The sequence below is a fragment of the Nocardia yunnanensis genome, assembly GCF_003626895.1.
Classification (GTDB): domain Bacteria; phylum Actinomycetota; class Actinomycetes; order Mycobacteriales; family Mycobacteriaceae; genus Nocardia; species Nocardia yunnanensis.
In genome coordinates this window covers 6,283,336-6,302,139 of sequence record NZ_CP032568.1, presented here as the reverse complement: position 1 = coordinate 6,302,139, position 18,804 = coordinate 6,283,336, and the positions used below count along the sequence as shown (strand labels likewise).

Genomic DNA, 18,804 nt, shown 5'->3' with positions numbered 1-18,804 from the left:
CGGCCCGTGAGCTAGCGGCGGCGGCCGACGGTGATGACGTCGGGGATCAGCCACGACGGCAGCGGCCGGGTGACCTTGCGCTGGTCGACGACCTCGAAACCGGCGTCCTCCATCAGCTTTCGGGTCTCGCGGGGCGAGGGCGCATGCGCCGGGAACAGCGGGCTGCGGGTCAGCCGCTGAATCGGCCGCGAGGTGCGGCCCTCGGGATGCATGGTCGCCACCGCCACCAGGCCGCCGGGCGCCAGCACCCGATGGAATTCGCGCAGCGCGACCGGATGGTCGAAGAAGTGGAAGGCGCTGGTGGACACCACCGCATCCAGGTCGCCGGGTGCGAAGGGCAGGTGTTCGGCGGCGGCCTGCCGCCACTGCACCTGGCTGGAACGGGCACGCGCCTGCGCCAGCATGCCGGGGGAGGCGTCCACCCCGTAGACGGCGTCCGGACGCAGTTCGCGCTGGATGCGGGTGGTGAGAATGCCGGTGCCGCAACCGATGTCGGCGATCCGGCGCGATCCGGCCCGGCGCAGCTCGGAGACGACCTGATCCTGGGGCGGGCGGTAGACGATGTGCTGGAGGGCGGCGGTGTCGTAGGCGCGGGCCACGGTGCCGAAGAATTGCGTCACCACATGGTTGAAGGCGCGGTTGCCGGTCGTCAGCGAAGTGCTCATAGATGCTCCTGTCCGTAACCCATCGAACCAGATACCGAGCTGTCTGGGAAGGTTCGATCGGGTACCGTCGGGCGCATGAGGATTTGTGGTGCCGTGCTGGAGACCATCGGGGCGCAGACCCCCTTCGCCGACTCGAAACCGATCACCGTCTCCGAGCTGGAGCTGGGTGAACCCGGACCCGGTGAGCTGCGGGTCCGCATCGAGGCCGCGGGGCTGTGCCATTCGGATCTGTCGGTGGTCGACGGCAATCGGGTGCGGCCGGTGCCCATGCTGCTCGGGCACGAGGCGGCCGGCCGGGTCGAGGCGATCGGACCGGGCGACAGCGACCTCCAGATCGGCCAGCGCGTCGTGATGACTTTCCTGCCGCGCTGCGGCCGATGCGCGGGCTGCGCCACCGACGGCCGCACCCCGTGCGAGTCCGGCAGCCTCGCCAACAACACCGGCGAATTGCTCAACGGCGGTAGGCGATTGCTGCGTGACGGCGCGGAAGTCAATCACCACCTGGGTGTTTCGGCCTTCGCCACGCACGCCGTGGTGGACCGCCACTCGGTGGTCCCCGTCGACGACGACGTCCCGCCGGAGGTGGCCGCCGTCCTGGGCTGCGCCGTGCTGACCGGCGGTGGGGCACTGCTGAATTCGGCCAAACCCGGCCCGTCCGATCGCATCATGGTGGTGGGTCTGGGCGGTGTCGGCATGGCCGCGGTGCTGGTGGCCGCCGCCCTGCGCACCGACACCGGCGGCGAGGTGATCGCCGTCGACACCGTGCCCGAAAAGCTGAAGACCGCCGTGGAATTGGGCGCGACCGCCGCCTACACCCCCCAGCAGATCGCGGACGAGAACATCCAGGCCGAGGCCGTCATCGAGGCCGCCGGCAATATCCGCGCCTTCGAAACCGCCGTGGCCGCCACCGCTCCCGGCGGCGTGACCGTCACCGTCGGCCTCCCCGCCCCCGACGCCCGCGCCAGCGTCTCCCCGCTGGCCCTGGTCGCCCAGGGCCGCAGCATCATCGGCAGCTACCTCGGCTCCGCCGTCCCCTCCCGCGACATCCCCGTCTTCGTCCGCATGTGGCGCGAAGGCAAACTCCCCGTGGAGCGCCTGGTCTCCTCCCACATCCGCCTCGAAGACATCAACCAGGCCATGGACGCCCTGGCCTCCGGCCACGCCCTCCGCCAAATCATCACCTTCGACTGACAACACCGCACAAGATCAAGGAGCTGTCAGCGAGGCGAATCGGACAATTTTCCACGCTGGGAGCTCCCTGATCTTGATGCACCGGTCGGGACGACGGGCTGCGGGTCGGTGACCCGGGCTGGGCCTCGGTCCCGGCGTTTCGCTCACCCATTAGGCTGGACCCATTCCAGAGTGGGTGTGAGTGAAGGAGACCAGGTGACCAGGAACCGGATCCGGGTGGGTGTGCTCGGGGCGCGCGGCAAGGTCGGGCAGGCGATCTGCGCGGGCGTCGAGGCGGCCGCCGATCTGGAGCTGGTGGCGCAGGTCGACAAGGACGACGCGCTGGACGCCTTCACCGCCGCCGGCGCCGAGGTCGTGGTCGACTTCACGCACCCCGACGTGGTGATGCCGAATCTGAAGTGGCTGGTGGAGAACGGGTTTCACGCCGTCGTCGGCACCACCGGGTTCGATGCCGAGCGCCTCGAACAGGTCAAGGGCTGGCTCGCGGCCAAGCCCGAGGTGGGCGTGCTGATCGCCCCCAACTTCGCCATCGGCGCGGTGCTGTCCATGCGCTTCGCCGAACAGGCCGCGCGGTTCTTCGACTCCGTCGAGGTCATCGAACTGCACCACCCCAACAAGGCCGACGCCCCGTCGGGCACCGCCTTCCGCACCGCCGGCCTCATCGCCGCGGCCCGGGAGAAGGCGGGGGTGGGGCGCAGCCCCGACGCCACCAGCCAGGAATTGGAGGGCGCGCGCGGCGCGGACGTGGACGGTGTGCGCGTGCACTCGGTGCGCCTGGCCGGTCTGGTCGCGCATCAGGAGGTGCTGTTCGGCACCCAGGGCGAGACCCTCACCATCCGCCACGACTCCCTCGACCGCACCTCCTTCGTGCCGGGTGTGCTGCTGGGCGTGCGCAAGACCCCGCTGCGGCCCGGCCTGACCGTGGGCATCGACCCGCTGCTCGACCTGTGAGCACGACCGAGCCGGGAGACAATCGCCGCCAGATCACCAAGCTCGTCGGCTTCATCGCCGTGCTCGCGCTGGTGCTGGTCTTCTACTTCCTGAGCCTGGGCTCGCGCGCGATCTTCCTGCTCACCACCGACGATCCCGGCTACGACAAGCCGCTGTTCAAGGCGCTGGCGGTGGGCCTGCTGATCCTGCCGCTGCTGGGCGTCTGGATGCTGGTCACCTCGCTGCGCGCCGCGCGCGACCATCAGCGGCTGGCCCGGCGCATGCACGAGGAGGGCGGTGAGCTGGATGTCTCGCGGCTGCCGCGCCGCGCCTCCGGCCGCATCGAGAAGGACGCCGCGGACACGCTTTTCGAACAGGTCAAACAGGAATTCGAGGCCGACCCGGAGAACTGGCGCACCAACTATCGCGCCGCCCGCGCCTACGATTACGCCGGTGATCGCACCCGGGCGCGCGAAATGATGAAGCGCGCAGTCGAATTGGAGCGCGGGGAGCGCACCGGCAAGCGGTAGCCGCGATTTCGCGGGTAACCTGCCGGTAGGTCGCGGCGGGCGTATTGTTCGCCGAGTGAAGTACATGGTGGGTTATGCGCTGGCGATGGTCTGCGCGACGATGGGGTCGCCTGCGGCGGGATCGGCGGTGGCGCGTGCGGACGCCGGACCGTCGTGCGTGGAGTACGACAACGAGTACAAGCTGGAATGGCAGGCCAGCTGGGCGATCTACGAGGCCGAGCAGCAGAATCCGGCCGACGGCCGTGCGGTGAGCTACGCGGAGCTGCCGGTCACCATCGCCGCGCCGCTGGACAAGGTGTGGTCGGTGTACACCGACGTGCGCAACGGCATCGGGCGGCACTCGTTCCTCAAAGACGTGATCGTGCACCGCGTATGCGACGCCGACGGCGATCGGGTCACGAATTTCACGGCGCTGGAAGACATTCCGATGGGGCCGGTGACCTTCCCCGGCCATACGCAGGCCGAGCAAAGGCTGCACCCGGACGAGCACTACTACACCGCCGACAGCTGGGACGTCCCGAACGTCACCACGCATCAGCTGATCACCTTCACCGACAACGGCGACGGCACCACCACGGTCGACGAGCAATTGACCTTCGTCGCCGACCAGGCGCTCATCGACTTCACCGCGACGAATGGCGTTGCCGCGCACTGGGCTTCGCAGCAGGCGGTCAAGGAGGATATCGAAAACGGCACGCTCTGAGCCGAAGCGGCGGCGCACACACCAAATGCGGCCCGGAACCGTTGGTTCCGGGCCGCATTCGTGGTTGGCCGGGGCAGTCGCGGACTCGAACGCCAGGAGGGTAATCCCGGACGCCTGTGACGGCGGGGCGTCCGGTCGAGAGGCGGCATACGAGTCGTTGCGGCCATCCGACGTCCCATGACCGGGGTGATCGCGCAATCACCCCGGGCTCAGGGATTTTCGGGATGTCGAGACGGCAGTCCCCGGCGGGCTCAGGGCGCGGGATGCACGCTGCGCCAGTGCTCGGCGATGTCGATGCGCCGCGCCAGCCACACCTTGTCGTGCGACTGTACGTAATCCACGAACCGTTCCAGCGACTTCGCCCGCGCCGGCTTGCCGACGATGCGGCAGTGCAGACCAACCGACAGCATCTTCGGCGCACCCGCGGCGCCCTCGGCGTAGAGCACGTCGAAGGCGTCCTTGAGGTAGGAGAAGAACTCGTCGCCGTTGGCGAACCCGGCGGGCGAGGCGAACCGCATGTCGTTGGTCTCGAGCGTGTACGGCAGCACCAGCTGATCGTGCTCGCCGACCTTCACCCAGTAGGGCAGATCGTCGGCGTAGGAATCGGAGTCGTAGACGAACCCGCCGTGCTCCACCACCAGATCGCGAGTGTTGGGCGAATCGCGGCCGGTGTACCAGCCCTTGGGCGCCTCACCGAAGAGCTTGGTGATGATGCGCACCGCCTCTTCCATGTGCGCGCGCTCGGTCTCCTTGTCGACCAGCTGATAGGTGAACCAGCGCAGGCCGTGCGAGCAGATGTCGTAGCCGTTGCGTTTGAACGCCTCCACGGCCTCCGGGTTGCGTTCCAGTGCCCGCGCCACCCCGAAGATGGTCAGCGGGATGTCGCGCTGCTCGAACAGCCGCAGGATGCGCCAGAGTCCGGCCCGGGAGCCGTACTCGTACATGGTCTCGACGCTCTGATGCCGGTTCGGGAACGCCGCGCCCGGCACGATGTCCGGGGTGAGGAACGCTTCCGAGCCCTCGTCACCGTCGAGGGGGCTGTTCTCGCCGCCCTCCTCGTAGTTGAGCACGAAGTTGACGGCGATGTTCGCATCGCCGGGCCACTGGGGATGCGGTGGGTTGGGTCCGTAACCCACCATGTCCCGCGGGTAGTTCAGGTCGAAATCGCTCACTAGGGCACCATCCTTTCTGCAGCCCAACGAGTTAGGGTTGTGACCTCTCGGTCCCGGCGGGTGCATGGCCCGGTTCGCGAGCCACTCGATGGCCACGATGAGTACTGCCAGCCCCGCCGGGGCTCGGAAATTAAGCTGACATAATTGTCCAACCACCCTCACGGGGGTGAGAATGATTGGAACCAAATAAAATATTTGGCACTGACATTCATCGACACACTATTGAGTTCTCAAAGAACACACGCACACACCAACGCCCGGGCTCTAGTCCCGCTTGTCGGTGAGGCTGCTTGTTTCTTGCTGGTGAAGCTTAGCTCAGTCCTCGCAGCAGATCCAAATCCGCTGGTCGGTGGAACCAATCTTGATCATCAGGCGCTCCTCGTCCAACCTCGTTTCCCAGGCCCTTGGGGCTCCGGGTCGGTGTCCGTGTCGCTCTGACCTGGAATAAGTTACGTGTTGCTACGAACAGAGTCAAATCGGCTGGTCAGAGGCCTAAATTGGGTGCCGTGTACGTGTGCGACTGGTCGATAACGAGCGCCCTCGTCGACGAGTTCGCCGAACGACTCCCCGACCGCGAAGAAACCGACTGGCGGGTTAGTTGGCTGCCGGGGCGATTGGTCACTCGCGCCCAGGCGATCGCGGCCATGGAATTGGTCGAGATGCTTTACGACCGGAGCGTCACCGATACCGACACCGTGCAGGCGACCATCGCCGCGACCGCCGCGCAGCTCGGCATCCGGCCCATCGATGTGGCCGTCGCGCTGTCCAGTCGCCATCCCAACCCCTGACGCGCCCAACCCCTGATCGCGGTATCCGCCTCTCGGCTGCGCCGGCGCTGGGTCCACCCTGCGGCGGGCCGTCCTACGCCGTGCGGCCGATTTTCCGCCGGAGCCCTCCGTCCACGGGTGGAATTGCTTTGACAGGCCTCGGGAGCGGGCCGAGATTGATTGTGTGACAGGGGCACTCGCACTACCCGCAAGGTCCGAAACAGACTGGTCGCGACGGCTCGGGAGGTCGGCGCGGCTGCTACTGGGTCCGGAGGACCAGCCACGCTGGGCGCGGCCCACACTGCTCGCCATCGCGGCGGTGGCCGCCGTGCTCTATGCCTGGGGTATCGGTGCGCAGACGCCGCACCTCTACTACTCGGCCGCCGCGCGGTCGATGAGCATGAGCTGGCACAACTTCTTCTACGCGGCCTTCGATCCGGACGCGACCATCAGCATCGACAAGCTGCCCGGCGCGATCTGGATCCAGGCGTTGTCGGTGCGGATCTTCGGACCGCACCTGTGGGCGTATCTGTTGCCGCAGATCGTCGAGGGCGTCCTGACCGTGCTGGTGTTGTATCGAGCGGTGCGCCGGCTGTCGGGACCGTATGCGGCGATCGTCGCGGCGGCCGTCGCAGCGGTGGCGCCGGCGGCGGTGGCATTGAATCGCGGCAATATCTCCGACACTCTGCTCATCCTGCTGCTGGTGCTGGCGGCGGATCAGGCGGCGGCCGCGATCGTGTCGGGGCGGGTGCGGCCGCTGCTGTACTGCGGGCTGTGCGTCGGGCTCGGTTTTCAGGCCAAGATGGTGCAGGCGTGGCTGATCGTCCCGGCCCTCGCGGCCGCGGTGCTGATCGCCGCGCCGAAAAGCGGACTGCGGCAAAGGATCAAAGGGCTCGCCGGGTTCGGAGTCCTGGCGGTGGTCGTATCGCTGAGCTGGATGACCGTGGTCAGCCTGCTGCCCGCGGCGCATCGGCCCTATGTGGACGGCAGTCACGACAATTCGCTGTTCGACCAGGTCTTCGTCTACAACGGGGCCAGCCGCACCAATGACGGATTCGGGATCGGGGCCGCCAACTTCGTGACCGGCGGGGACGGTGGCGGCTATCGGGCGGCCCTGGTGCTCGGGCCGGACAATCGCTTCGACCACGTCTTCGGCGGCGGTGGCGGTCGCGAGGCCGGATGGCTCGTACCGCTCGCGCTGATCTGCCTGCTGGCGCTGGCGTGGGCGGCGCGACGGCGGCCGCGCACCGACCACGAGACCGCGGGACTGACCCTGTGGGGCGGCTGGTTGGTCATCCACGTCGCGGTGTTCCTGTTCATCGGCACGGTCAATCCCTACTACCTGGCCGTGCTCATCCCGTCGGTCGCGGCCTTGATCGGCATGGGGGCCAACGCTTTCCGGCAGTCGAACGGCAGGAGCGTGCGTGTGGGCGGCCTGCTCGCCGTTGCCGCGACCGCCGCCTACGGCTGGTGGCTGTCCGGCAGTGCGCCCGGGTGGGTGCGCCTCGCCTTGATCGTCGTCGCGGCGGTCTGCGTCGTGGCCGCGATTCGGGTGCACGACACACTCGCGACGGTTCTGCTGCTGGTGGCGGCGCTGGCCGCGCCTACCGCCGCAGCGGTGTCGGTGGTCGTCGACGGGTACGGCCCGCTCGACACCCCTTACGAATCCGCGCGGGCCAGGCAGATCACCCAGGGATTCATGGCCGCCTCGATCGACGAGGCCCGGAAACTGAACGCCGACTTGGCGAAATCACCAGGTCGGCCGCCCTATCCACTAGTCACCTACACGACCGCGTTGGCCTCGCCGTTCGTTCTGGTGAGCGGCAGACAGGTTCCGAGCATCGGCGGATTCACCGGCGCCGCGCCCGTCCCCACCACCGCCGAGGTGGCTCGCATGATCGACTCCGGCGCCGTCGGCATCGTCCTCCTCACCGTCGCCAACGACGAACGCCTCACCTGGGTCCGGCAGCACTGCCGCGAGCTCCCCGGCCAGGGCGACGGCTCGGCCGTCCTGGCCTACAACTGCGCGCGCCATTGATCGCCACCCCATTCCGAAGCGGTCCCGGATTCCGCTGCGGCACTTAGCATCACTGAGCATGCAAGACATCAGCGGGCTGCTTCACAAGATCAGGCACGGGCTCGACACGCAGGTCAGCGTCGCGCGGTTGCGGCGACAGCGGACTCTCGCGGACGCCGTCGGCGGGCGTGTCGTCCTGCTCACGGGGGCGTCGTCCGGGATCGGCCGGGCGGCCGCGGTTCAGCTCGGCGCGGCCGGGGCCACGGTGCTGCTGGTCGCCCGCCGCGCGGACGAACTCGAACGGGTCGTGACCGAGATCGAGGCCGCGGGCGGACGGGCCGCCGCCTACCCTTGCGACCTCAATGATTTCGACGCCCTCGATGCCATGACCGCGAAGGTGCTCGCCGACTACGGGCGCGTGGACATTCTGGTCAACAACGCTGGTCGGTCTATCCGCCGGCGTCTCGACGAGTCCTATGACCGCTTCCATGATTACGAGCGCACCATGCGCCTCAACTACTTCGCGGCGGTGCGGCTCATTCTGGCTTTCGCGCCCGGTATGCGGGCTAACGGCGACGGTCAGATCGTCAATATTTTGTCGCTGGCCAACCTTTACGGCGGTCCCGGTTACGCCGCCTACGTCGCCTCCAAGGCCGCCCTCGACTCCCTCTCCACGAATCTGCAGGCCGAAACCCACACGGAGAACCTGCGATTCACGTCGATCTACCTGCCCCTGGTCCGCACCGACATGATCACCGCCAACCCCGTCTACCAGCAGGCCACCGCCAACGCCCTCACCCCGGCCGAAGGCGGACAGATCATCTGCGACGCCATCATCGACCGCCCCCGCCGCCTGGCCCCGCTCATGGGCCGAGTCGCCGCCCTCGTCGACACCGTCCTCCCCGAACGCGCCGACGCCATCCGCAACGCCCGCTTCACCAGCGGAATGTGAACCACCGCAACGAAAAAGGGGCCCGGCCACCGCAATGGTGACCGAGCCCCTCCGCAAGGCACCGGGCCTGGTCATCGTTGCTTCCCCTCCCATAAGCCGAGTGCCCGGCCACCGCAAGGTGGCCGGGCACTCGTTTATTGCTTTGTACTGCCGGAGGCAGGACTCAGAAGTCCATGCCGCCCATGCCGCCGGTCGGGTCGCCCGCGGGGGCGGCCTTCTCCGGCTTGTCGGCGACGACGGCCTCGGTGGTCAGGAACAGGGCCGCGATGGAGGCCGCGTTCTGCAGGGCCGAGCGGGTGACCTTGACCGGGTCGGCAACGCCGGCGGCCAGCAGGTCGACGTACTCGCCGGACTCGGCGTTCAGGCCGTGGCCCGCCGGGAGGTTCGAGACCTTCTCGGCGACGACGCCGGGCTCCAGGCCCGCGTTGAAGGCGATCTGCTTCAGCGGCGCGGACAGCGCGACGCGAACGATGTTCGCGCCGGTGGCCTCGTCACCGGTCAGGGACAGGGCGTCCAGCGCGGGGGCGGCCTGCAGCAGGGCCACGCCACCACCGGCGACGATGCCCTCCTCGACGGCGGCCTTGGCGTTGCGGACGGCGTCCTCGATACGGTGCTTGCGCTCCTTGAGCTCGACCTCGGTCGCGGCGCCGGCCTTGATCACCGCAACACCGCCGGCCAGCTTGGCCAGGCGCTCCTGCAGCTTCTCGCGGTCGTAGTCCGAGTCCGAGTTCTCGATCTCGGTGCGGATCTGCGCGACACGGCCCTTGATGGCCTCCGGGTCGCCGGCGCCCTCGACGATGGTGGTCTCGTCCTTGGTGATGACGACCTTGCGGGCGGTGCCCAGCAGCTCCAGACCGGCGGTCTCCAGGGAGAGGCCGACCTCTTCGCTGATGACCTCGCCACCGGTCAGGATGGCGATGTCGGCCAGCATGGCCTTGCGGCGGTCGCCGAAGCCCGGGGCCTTGACGGCGATGGACTTGAAGGTGCCGCGGATCTTGTTCACGACCAGGGTCGAAAGCGCTTCGCCCTCAACGTCTTCGGCGATGATCAGCAGCGGCTTGCCGGCCTGGATGACCTTCTCCAGCAGCGGCAGCAGGTCCTTGACGGTCGAGATCTTCGAGCCGACCAGCAGGATGTACGGATCCTCGAGGACCGCTTCCTGACGCTCCGGGTCGGTCACGAAGTAACCGGAGATGTAGCCCTTGTCGAAGCGCATGCCCTCGGTGAGCTCCAGCTGGAGACCGAAGGTGTTGCTCTCCTCGACGGTGATGACGCCTTCCTTGCCGACCTTGTCCATGGCCTCGGCGATGAGCTCACCGATGGACGAGTCGCCCGCCGAGATACCGGCGGTGGCGGCGATCTGCTCCTTGGTCTCGACCTCCTTGGCGGTGTCGAGCAGCGAGGAGGTCACGGCCTCCACGGCCTTCTCGATGCCGCGCTTCAGGCCGAGCGGGTTGGCGCCGGCGGCCACGTTGCGCAGGCCCTCACGGACCAGCGCCTGGGCCAGCACGGTGGCGGTGGTGGTGCCGTCACCCGCGACGTCGTCGGTCTTCTTCGCAACTTCCTTGACGAGCTCCGCGCCGATCTTCTCGTACGGGTCCTCGAGCTCGATTTCCTTGGCGATGGAGACACCATCGTTGGTGATGGTGGGGGCGCCCCACTTCTTCTCCAGCACCACGTTGCGGCCCTTGGGGCCCAGGGTCACCTTGACAGCGTCGGCGAGGCTGTTCAGGCCACGCTCGAGTCCGCGGCGAGCCTCTTCGTCGTACGCAATTGTCTTGGCCATTGCGTTGAGATCCTCCAGATCAGGGATGGGCATGATCTGGTCAGGTTCGGTGCCCGCGACGGACGACCGGAGGTACCGGCCTCACCGTTCCGACCTAGCACTCACCGGTACGGAGTGCCAAAACCCTTTCTAGCACTCACCCCGGGCGAGTGCAAGGCTGTGGGGGCGCTGCCCCCACACCCCCGAAGGGGGTAGACGGGGGCTCCGCCCCCGAACCCCCGGCCTGCGGCGCGCCCGAAACTCCACGTCGCGGGCGTTCCGCGACCAACACCACCTCGCACCCCGCGACCAACCCACCTCGCACCCCGCGACCAACGCCGACTCCCATGCCCCGCGACCAACGCCGACTCCCATGCCCGCGGCCAACACCGACTTCCAGGCCGCGGGATTACCACCTTGATTCCAGGCCGCCGGACCGACACCCGCTTCCCGGCTGCAGGACCGACACCTGCTTCCAGGTCGCGGGACCAACACCTGCTGCCAGGCCGGGGGACGGATGCATGGCCGCGCGAGATTCTCTCGGCGGCTGATGTCTCCGAGGGACTACGAGAAGTGGCTGCGGTCGTCTACGCGGAGTAGGAGGGCTATCAGGGCGTCGGTGCGGCGCTCTTCCGGGGTGCGGGGTTCGCCGTGCTCGACGGTGACGAGTTCGGCGTCCTGCAGGAGGAGTTCGGCTTCGATGCGCATGATGGCCCGGATGAACGGTGGGGCGACCTCGGGTGGGAGGTCTCCGTTCACGATGTAACCGCCGTCCGGCGTGTCCTCGGTGGAGACATAACTGAGTGCGCGCAGCAGATCGGCGCGCCTTTCCCCCGCAACTAGGTCGGAACCCTCGTCGCCCGCCATTCCACAATCGTATCTGGCGCATCACGCACACCAGGGGACGCGGTGGCGCGGGAGCGGCCGCGAGCCCTACATCACCAGGTCGATGGCATGGCGGAGCGACACGCGGACTACTGCGTGTCCGCGGCGGGCGCCGTCAGCCCGGGCACCGGCAGGGCCGCCAGCAACTCCGTGATGTCGGCGGAGACCGACTCCTTGTCGAGGCCGAGCCCGGTCAGGATGCCCGAGCCGTCCTCGAGATCCAGCAGCGCGAGCAGCAGGTGCTCGGTGCCGATGTAGTTGTGGCCCAGCCGCAACGCTTCGCGGAAGGTCAGCTCGAGCGCCTTGCGGGCCTGGGCGTCGAAGGGGATGAGGGCCGGTACCGGCTCGCCGGTGGCGGCCGGCAGCGCGGCGGTCGCGACCCGGCGGACCGCGTCGGCCGAGACGCCCTTGGCCTCGATCACCTTGACCGCCAAGGATTCCGGCTCGGACAGCAGGCCGAGGACCAGATGCTCCGGACGGGTCTCGAGGCCGCCGACGGCGCGGGCTTCCTCCTGGGCGGCCATCACGACGTGGCGGGCGCGCGAGGTGAAGCGGGCGAAGCCGGCGTTGGGGTCGAGGCCGGCGGCCTGGCCCGGGTCGGCGGGCGCCTTGGGCACGAAGCGCTTCTGCGCGGCCTGCTTGGTGACGCCCATGCTCTGGCCGATATCGGTCCAGGAGGCGCCGGAGCGGCGGGCCTGGTCGACGAAGTGGCCGATCAGATGGTCGGCCACCTCGCCGATGTGATTGCCTAGGACGACCGCGTCGGAGAGCTGTTCGAGCACGTCGTCGGGGCGGGCCTTCTTGATGCCGTCGATCAGGTCGTCGAGGCGGATCGAGTTCGTCATGCGTCAACTTTAGGTTGACCGAGTCGCATCGGTCAACCATTGGTTGACGATCTTCCGTTCAGGGCTTTACTGCCCGGGCGACCCCGCTCACGATCTGCTCCTTGATCCACGCCGCCGGGCGGCCCGTCAGCGCCACGCTGCCGTTCGAATCATCGGCCTTCATGAACTGCACCAGACCGTCACGGCGGCCCAGGCTCATGCAGGTCAGCAGGAAACGCGGCCGGAACGCCCCGGGCTGCTTGCCGCGCACCCGATCCGCGACGGCCGTGCCCAGGTACTTGCCCGCCGGCAGCGCCGCCTGGCAGGACATGCGCGCCTCGCGGCCGTTGAACCCGACCATCACCGCCGCGTCCCCGACGGCGTACACGTCCGCGAGACCGCGCACCTGCAATCGCTCGTCGACGAGCACCCGACCGCGCCCGTCCACCGGCAGACCCGAACGGGCCGCCACCTCGGGCACGGTGAAACCCGTTGTCCAGAGCACGATGTCGGCGTCGAGGTGATCGCCGTCCACCAGCTCCAGGCCGGTGGCGGTCACCGCCGCCACCTTGGCGACCCGCACCGCGACGCCGAGCCGATCGAGCACCTTGCGAATGTGCGCGACCGCCTTGGGGATCAGCCAGCCGCCCGGTTCGTCCGAACTGACCAGGACGACTTCGAGGTCGGGGTGGCTCTCGGCCAGTTCGGTGACGGTCTCGAGTCCGGTCGCGCCGCCGCCGACCACGGCGACCCGCCCGGTGAGCGCGGGAATGCGGCGGACATCCTCGGAAGTGGCGACGGTGTGGGCGAATTCGGCCGCGCCGGGCACCATGGACAGATCGGCGCGGCTGCCGAGGGCGTAGATCAGCGAGTCGTAGGCGACCGTTTCGCCGGTGGCCAGTTCGACCCGCCGCGTCTCGGTGTCGATGCGCTCGGCGCGGCCGTTGACGAATTCGATTCCCTTGGCCGCCAAGGTCTTCCGCAGCTCCCAGCGCCGCACGTGCTGTCCGGCGGCGACCTGGTGCAGGCGGACGCGGTCGACGAACTCGGTGTGCGGGTCGATCACGGTGACGTGCGCCCCGTCGGCTTTGCGCGCCTCCTGGGCGGCGGCCAGTCCCGCGTAGCCCGCGCCGAGGATGACGATTCGATGCTCGCTCATGAGAGTGCTCCTTCTCCGGCCTCCGTGGCCGACACCCTCTAGACCGGACAGCCCCGCGATCCCTGACAGTTCCGCGCTGTGTCCTGTGTCACCGGCGACTTCAGCAGGCCGTTTCGCCCGCGAAAGCCCGTTCCACCCGCGCGAAATAGGCGAGCTTGTCGGGATTGAGCACCATGCGCAGGGCCGCGATCCGGTCGTCCTCGACCTCGATCGTGCCGATCATGAAGACGGTGCCGGCCGTGCGGAACACCAGAGCCGGCTCCCCATTGACCTCTTCGAAGGCGAACGAGGCCGCCGGGAATTCCGGCAGCAGCCGGGTGACCAGCCCGTTCAGGTACTGGGCGACGCGAGCCGGGCCCACCACCGGACGCCGCGCGGCATGGATCTTGCCGCCGCCGTCTGCCGTGGAGACGACATCGGCGGTGAACATGGCCTCGAGTCCGGCCACGTCCCCGGAATGCGCTGCGGCCAGGAACTTCTCGAACAGCACCCGCACCTGATCGGGGGTGGTTTCGAAGCGACGGCGGTCGGCGCGCACGTGCTGGACGGCGCGGCGATACAGCTGCTGGGAGTTCGATTCGGAGAGCGCGAGCATGTCGGCGATCTCGCGGTGCGCGTAGCCGAACGCCTCCCGCAGCACGAAAACCGAACGCTCGGTGGGCGTGAGACGTTCGAGCATGGTCAGCATGGCCATCGAGACCAGCTCGCGCTGTTCGGCCGATTCCAGCGGCCCGAGTTCACCGTGCCCGGTCGGCACCGGCTCCGGCAGCCACGACCCGACATAGGTTTCGCGGCGGGCACGCGCCGAATCCAGCCAGGTACGGCATAAATTCACCAATACCGTGGTCAACCATGCTTCGGCGGAACCGATTTCGGCCCGTCGGGTCGTCTCCCAGCGCAGGTAGGTCTCCTGTACCGCGTCCTCGGCCTCGGTCGCAGACCCGAGCATCCGGTACGCGAGCGCGAACAGCCGCGGCCGATGTCGCTCGAACTCGACCAGACCACCCGCCACAATCCCGCCTCCCCGGATATTCAGCGGCTGACCGAGTGCCGTTGGAGTTGAGCACCCGTGCCGCCGGTTGGGAGCCGACCAATTCTGGACGTCCCCCGGGAGTTACCCCGAAGGTCGCCAAATCAGCTATTACGTCGCGAGTTTACTTAGGGGCCACGCGGATCGCGACGGCGACCGGGGTGTTGGCGTAGGCGGTGGCCAGGCAGGCCAGTTTGGCGGTGCCCAGCGCCACGTTCGGGCTGCCGTCCAGGAAGGAGCCCGGGTTGGCGGCGAGTACCTGGTCGATGACCTGCCGCTCGGCGTCGTCGGTGAGGTCGCGGAAGTCGCCGCAGGTGGTCGCCGCCCCGGCGGGCGCGGCGGTCTTCTTGGCGGCGGTGGCGCTGGTGGGCGCGTTCGCGGGCGGCTGGATCGGGGCCGCGGCGGGGGCGGAGGAAGCGACGGGACTGAGGGTTCTGGCGGTCGTGGTGGTCCCGGCCTGTTTCAGGCTGTTCGATTCACCGGATTTGTCCGAACCACAACCGGCGAGACTCAACGCCATCGCACCTGCCGCGAGGGCGACGATCGAAAGACGCTTCATACCCTGCTTTCCGAACTTTCCCGAGTGTGCCCGGCACCGGGACCGGCCCGGCGCTCGCAGCAGCGTACCCGGCCCCGGCGAGGACCGGTAGGGAAAGTTCGGACCCGCCTCCGGCTCAGTGCAGGTGCGACTGCCAGTCCGCGGGCACCCGGCCGCGCGGGCCCGGCACCGGCTGATCCAGCGGATGCGCGTGCGGCGGCGCGAGTTCCGGGCCGCCCTCGTACATCTCCTTGTTCTCGAAGTTGTAGAACCACTCCTCACCCGGCTCGAAGCTCTGGATGAAGGGATGCCCGGTGCTCTCGAAATGCTTGGTGCCGTGCTGGTTCGGCGACATATCGCAACAGCCGATATGCCCGCACTGCGCGCACCGGCGCAGGTGCACCCACCAGCCGCCGCCGGCATCGCATTCCACGCAGCCCGCGCCGCTGGGCGGCACGGCGGTGTCGATGCCTTCGATCTGCTCGGTCATCAGTTGCCTTCCGTAGTGGCGAGTACCGCTTCTGCCTGTGCCGCACCGGTTTCCGGGGCATTGACGGCTTCCAGTGGCAGCCGGACGATGAAACGCGTGTTCCCGGGCTCGGTTTCGACCCGGATGTCGCCGTGATGCTTGTTCACCACGATCCGGAACGAGATGTCCAGCCCCAGTCCGGTGCCCTCGCCGACCGGTTTGGTGGTGAAGAACGGCTCGAAGATGCGAGTCCGGATCTCCTCCGGAATACCGGGGCCGGTGTCACCGATTTCGATTGCCGCGCACTCGTTTTCCCGATAGGTGCGCACCGTGAGCGTGCCGCGTCCGGCCATGGCGGCGACCGCGTTGTCGATCAGGTTGGTCCACACCTGATTCATCTCGGCGGCATAGCAGGGCACCGGCGGCAGCGTCGGATCGTATTCCTTGACCACCGTGATGTCGTCGCCGATCTTGCGGGCCAGCATGACCAGCGTGGAGTCCAGCAGTTCGTGGATGTCCACCACCTGGAACGGCGCACGATCCATCTGCGAGTACTGCTTGGCCGCGTTCACCAGCGAGGAGATGCGGGTGGTCGAGTCGGTGATCTCGTTCATCAGCAGCTCGGTCTCGACCGTGTAGTTGAGCCAGCGGATCGCGCCCTCGAAAACCTCGGGGCCGCAACCGGACAGCGTGCCCTGCACCTTCTCCAGCCAGTCGGTGTCGAAACCGGCCTGCACGAAATTGGGCGCGAGATCCCAGCCGTTGCCGATGCCGTGTTCCTCGAGCCAGTCGCCGAGCTCGTCCTCGCGGTCGGCGGCCTCCATGGAGGTGAGCTTGGGGGCCTTGGCGACCTGCGCGGCCGCCTCCTCCTGCAGCTGCACCAGCGACTCGAGGGTCTGGGAGTCGAACTTGCCGTGCGCCATCATCTTCAGCTTGTGCCGCATGCCGGCCACCCGCTCCCGCAGCGAGGAGGTGGCGCGCACGGCGGCCGCGGCCGGATTGTTCAACTCGTGAGTCAGGCCCGCCGACAGCGAGCCCAGCGCCAGCAGCCGTTCCCGCTGGCCGATGCGCTCGTTGGCATTGCGGTTACCGAAGAACACGCCCTCGAGCAGATGCAGGGCCATGGGGAACCATTCCTGCATCATCTTCGCGAAGGTGCCCGCGTCCAGGACGAAGAACTTCGACGGCCGCGTCACATGGAACGAGGCGGTGTAGGTCTGCTCGACCTTGTCACCCATGTAGGCGGTCCACGCGCCCGAGTAGGAGCCGACGTGCTCGGTGCGGACGAGTTCGATCTCCTCGCCGCCGGACATCTTGGTCAGCACCACCTCGCCGTCCATCAGGACGTAGAAGCAGGTGGCCGGGTCGCCCTCGCGGAAGACCAGGCCGGGCTCGAACATCTCGACCCGGCCGTCCTTGCACAGCCAGGCGAGCTGCTCGTCGTTCAGCTTCTCGAACAGGAACAGCCGGCGCAGTTCGTTCGGGTCGCAGATCAATCGGGTGTTGCCCATATGCCCTACTCCTACTGTTTCGCGAGCCAGCGGTGCACCAGCATGACGGCCATCGCGCCCTCGCCGACCGCCGAGGCGACCCGCTTGGCGGATTCCGAACGCACGTCACCGGCCACGAACACGCCGGGCACGCTGGTCTCGAGATGCTGTGGCGGACGCGGCAGCTCCCAGCCCGCGGGCTTTTCGCCGTCCACCATCAGGTCCGGTCCGGCCAGCACATAGCCCGCCTCGTCACGTTTGACCATGCCGTCGAGCCAGTCGGTTTCCGGGGCCGCTCCGATGAACAGGAACAACCGTTCGGCGTCCACCTTTTCTTCCGCGCCGGTCTCGTTGTTGCGGAGCACGATCCGCTCCAGGTGGTCGTCGCCGTCGGCGGCGGTCACCTCGGTGCGGGTGTGGACCTTGATGTTGGGGATCTGCTCGATCTGCTGAATCAGATAGTGCGACATGGACGATTCCAGCGATTCGCCGCGCACCAGGATGTGCACGGTGGCGGCGCGCCGGGACAGGAACACCGCTGCCTGGCCCGCCGAATTCGCGCCGCCCACGATGTAGACGTCCTTCTCCGCGCAGTCGCTGGCCTCGGTCATGGCCGAGCCGTAGTAGACGCCGCGCCCGGTGTACTCGTCGACGCCGGGGGCGGGGTGGTGGCGGTAGTTGACGCCGGTGGCGATGAGCACCGAATGCGCCGCGACGCTGCCGCCGTCGGCGAATTTGACCACCCGCGCCGCACCGCACGCCTCGAGCGCCACCACCTCGCGCGCGGTGATGAGCTCGGCCCCGAACTTCACGGCCTGCCGCCGTGCCCGGTCGGCGAGCTGCGCGCCCGAGACCCCGTCCGGGAAGCCCAGGTAGTTCTCGATGCGGGAGCTCTGCCCGGCCTGCCCGCCGGTGGCGGTGCGTTCCACCAGTACGGTGCGCAAACCCTCCGACGCGCCGTAAACCGCCGCGCCGAGACCGGCCGGGCCGCCGCCGACCACGATCAGGTCGTAGAAGTCGCTGGAGGCATCGGTATTGAGGCCGACGCCCTCGGCCAGCTGCGCGTCGGTCGGCATGATCAGCACGTCGCCGGTGGAGTTGATGATCACCGGGCACTGGTCCTCGGTGGCGTTCGCGGCGGTCAGCAGGCGCGCGCCCTCGGGCTCGTCGACCTGATACCAGCGATACGGCAACTGGTTGCGCGCCAGGAACTCTCGCACCTCCGAACAGCGCGCCGACCAGCGGTGGCCCACCACCTTGGTCTCGGTCACCGGCTTGTGCTCGTCACCGCGCCACGCCTCCAGCAGGGCGTCGATGACCGGATAGAGCTTCTCCTCCGGCGGATCCCACGGCTTGAGCAGGTAATGGTCGAGATCGACCACATTGATGGCCTCGATGGCCGCATTGGTGTCGGCGTAGGCGGTCAGCAGCACGCGCCGCGCCCACGGGTGCAGGTCCATGGCCTGCTCGAGGAATTCGACGCCGTTCATCCCGGGCATCCGGTAATCGGCGATCAGCACCGCGACCGGCTGGCCGCGCAATTTCATCTCCCGGAGCGCTTCGAGCGCATCCGCACCGGACTCCGCACGCAGAATCCGGTAGTCCGCCCCGTACCGGCGGCGCAAGTCCCGCACGACCGCGCGCGAGACGCCAGGGTCGTCGTCGACGCTGAGAATGGCCGGCTTCGCGGCTGCTGGTGAAGTCACCTATCGAGTAT

18 protein-coding genes are annotated in these 18,804 nt (G+C 68.3%); 7 read left to right on the top strand and 11 right to left on the bottom strand.

The window, feature by feature from the left end; all coding sequences use genetic code 11:
• Window positions 1–11: 11 nt before the first annotated feature.
• Window positions 12–665, bottom strand: coding sequence for a class I SAM-dependent methyltransferase (locus D7D52_RS29490; RefSeq protein ID WP_120741573.1), 654 nt, complete (start codon window positions 663–665; stop codon window positions 12–14).
• A 75-nt stretch (window positions 666–740) separates the two neighbouring features.
• On the opposite strand from D7D52_RS29490, the gene D7D52_RS29485 reads away from it, so the two are divergent.
• From D7D52_RS29485 to D7D52_RS29470, 4 genes are all read left to right on the top strand, one after another.
• Window positions 741–1,856: an alcohol dehydrogenase catalytic domain-containing protein gene (locus D7D52_RS29485; protein ID WP_120741571.1), complete on the top strand. Its 1,116-nt coding sequence runs from the start codon at window positions 741–743 to the stop codon at window positions 1,854–1,856.
• Window positions 1,857–2,066: 210 nt separating this feature from the next.
• Window positions 2,067–2,807, top strand: coding sequence for a 4-hydroxy-tetrahydrodipicolinate reductase (gene dapB / locus D7D52_RS29480; protein WP_246024078.1), 741 nt, complete (start codon window positions 2,067–2,069; stop codon window positions 2,805–2,807).
• On the top strand, window positions 2,804–3,316 hold the full coding sequence (locus D7D52_RS29475) for an Asp23/Gls24 family envelope stress response protein (RefSeq protein WP_425464578.1): 513 nt from the start codon (window positions 2,804–2,806) through the stop codon (window positions 3,314–3,316). Before dapB ends, D7D52_RS29475 begins: the two co-directional genes overlap by 4 nt.
• 55 nt (window positions 3,317–3,371) lie before the next feature.
• Window positions 3,372–4,019 carry an SRPBCC family protein gene (locus D7D52_RS29470; RefSeq protein WP_120741567.1) on the top strand — a complete coding sequence of 216 codons (648 nt, stop codon included), beginning with the start codon at window positions 3,372–3,374 and terminating at the stop codon, window positions 4,017–4,019.
• Between the two features lie 251 nt (window positions 4,020–4,270).
• Here D7D52_RS29470 and puuE read toward each other — a convergent pair whose 3' ends face one another.
• Window positions 4,271–5,158: an allantoinase PuuE gene (gene puuE / locus D7D52_RS29465; protein WP_246024077.1), complete on the bottom strand. Its 888-nt coding sequence runs from the start codon at window positions 5,156–5,158 to the stop codon at window positions 4,271–4,273.
• Between the two features lie 539 nt (window positions 5,159–5,697).
• Between puuE and D7D52_RS29460 the strand changes: the two genes are divergently transcribed.
• From D7D52_RS29460 to D7D52_RS29450, 3 genes are all read left to right on the top strand, one after another.
• Entirely contained in the window at window positions 5,698–5,979 is a 282-nt protein-coding gene (locus D7D52_RS29460; RefSeq protein ID WP_120741565.1) for a hypothetical protein, read from the top strand.
• 163 nt (window positions 5,980–6,142) lie between these two features.
• The gene (locus tag D7D52_RS29455; protein WP_162958633.1) at window positions 6,143–7,996 is read left to right on the top strand and encodes an ArnT family glycosyltransferase; all 1,854 of its coding nucleotides are present in this window, start codon (window positions 6,143–6,145) and stop codon (window positions 7,994–7,996) included.
• A 58-nt stretch (window positions 7,997–8,054) separates the two neighbouring features.
• On the top strand, window positions 8,055–8,927 hold the full coding sequence (locus tag D7D52_RS29450) for an SDR family NAD(P)-dependent oxidoreductase (RefSeq protein WP_120741561.1): 873 nt from the start codon (window positions 8,055–8,057) through the stop codon (window positions 8,925–8,927).
• A gap of 163 nt (window positions 8,928–9,090) precedes the next feature.
• On the opposite strand, the gene groL is transcribed toward D7D52_RS29450, so the two are convergent.
• From groL to D7D52_RS29405, 9 genes are all read right to left on the bottom strand, one after another.
• The gene (gene groL / locus D7D52_RS29445) at window positions 9,091–10,713 is read right to left on the bottom strand and encodes a chaperonin GroEL (RefSeq protein WP_120744549.1); all 1,623 of its coding nucleotides are present in this window, start codon (window positions 10,711–10,713) and stop codon (window positions 9,091–9,093) included.
• Window positions 10,714–11,256: 543 nt separating this feature from the next.
• Window positions 11,257–11,559 carry a hypothetical protein gene (locus D7D52_RS29440; RefSeq protein WP_120741559.1) on the bottom strand — a complete coding sequence of 101 codons (303 nt, stop codon included), beginning with the start codon at window positions 11,557–11,559 and terminating at the stop codon, window positions 11,257–11,259.
• Between the two features lie 107 nt (window positions 11,560–11,666).
• Window positions 11,667–12,422 carry a Clp protease N-terminal domain-containing protein gene (locus tag D7D52_RS29435; RefSeq protein WP_120741557.1) on the bottom strand — a complete coding sequence of 252 codons (756 nt, stop codon included), beginning with the start codon at window positions 12,420–12,422 and terminating at the stop codon, window positions 11,667–11,669.
• A gap of 58 nt (window positions 12,423–12,480) precedes the next feature.
• Complete coding sequence (locus D7D52_RS29430; RefSeq protein ID WP_120741555.1) at window positions 12,481–13,560, bottom strand: NAD(P)/FAD-dependent oxidoreductase; 1,080 nt, start codon at window positions 13,558–13,560, stop codon at window positions 12,481–12,483.
• Window positions 13,561–13,660: 100 nt separating this feature from the next.
• On the bottom strand, window positions 13,661–14,572 hold the full coding sequence (locus D7D52_RS29425; RefSeq protein WP_222932695.1) for an RNA polymerase sigma-70 factor: 912 nt from the start codon (window positions 14,570–14,572) through the stop codon (window positions 13,661–13,663).
• Between the two features lie 142 nt (window positions 14,573–14,714).
• Window positions 14,715–15,149, bottom strand: a complete 435-nt coding sequence (locus D7D52_RS29420) for a hypothetical protein (protein ID WP_246023368.1) — start codon at window positions 15,147–15,149, stop codon at window positions 14,715–14,717.
• 115 nt (window positions 15,150–15,264) lie between these two features.
• Window positions 15,265–15,618 carry a UBP-type zinc finger domain-containing protein gene (locus D7D52_RS29415; protein WP_120741549.1) on the bottom strand — a complete coding sequence of 118 codons (354 nt, stop codon included), beginning with the start codon at window positions 15,616–15,618 and terminating at the stop codon, window positions 15,265–15,267.
• Window positions 15,618–17,108, bottom strand: coding sequence for an ATP-binding protein (locus D7D52_RS29410; protein ID WP_120741547.1), 1,491 nt, complete (start codon window positions 17,106–17,108; stop codon window positions 15,618–15,620). The genes D7D52_RS29415 and D7D52_RS29410 overlap by 1 nt, the downstream gene beginning before the upstream one ends.
• A gap of 11 nt (window positions 17,109–17,119) precedes the next feature.
• Window positions 17,120–18,793, bottom strand: a complete 1,674-nt coding sequence (locus D7D52_RS29405) for an NAD(P)/FAD-dependent oxidoreductase (RefSeq protein WP_120741545.1) — start codon at window positions 18,791–18,793, stop codon at window positions 17,120–17,122.
• Window positions 18,794–18,804: the final 11 nt, after the last annotated feature.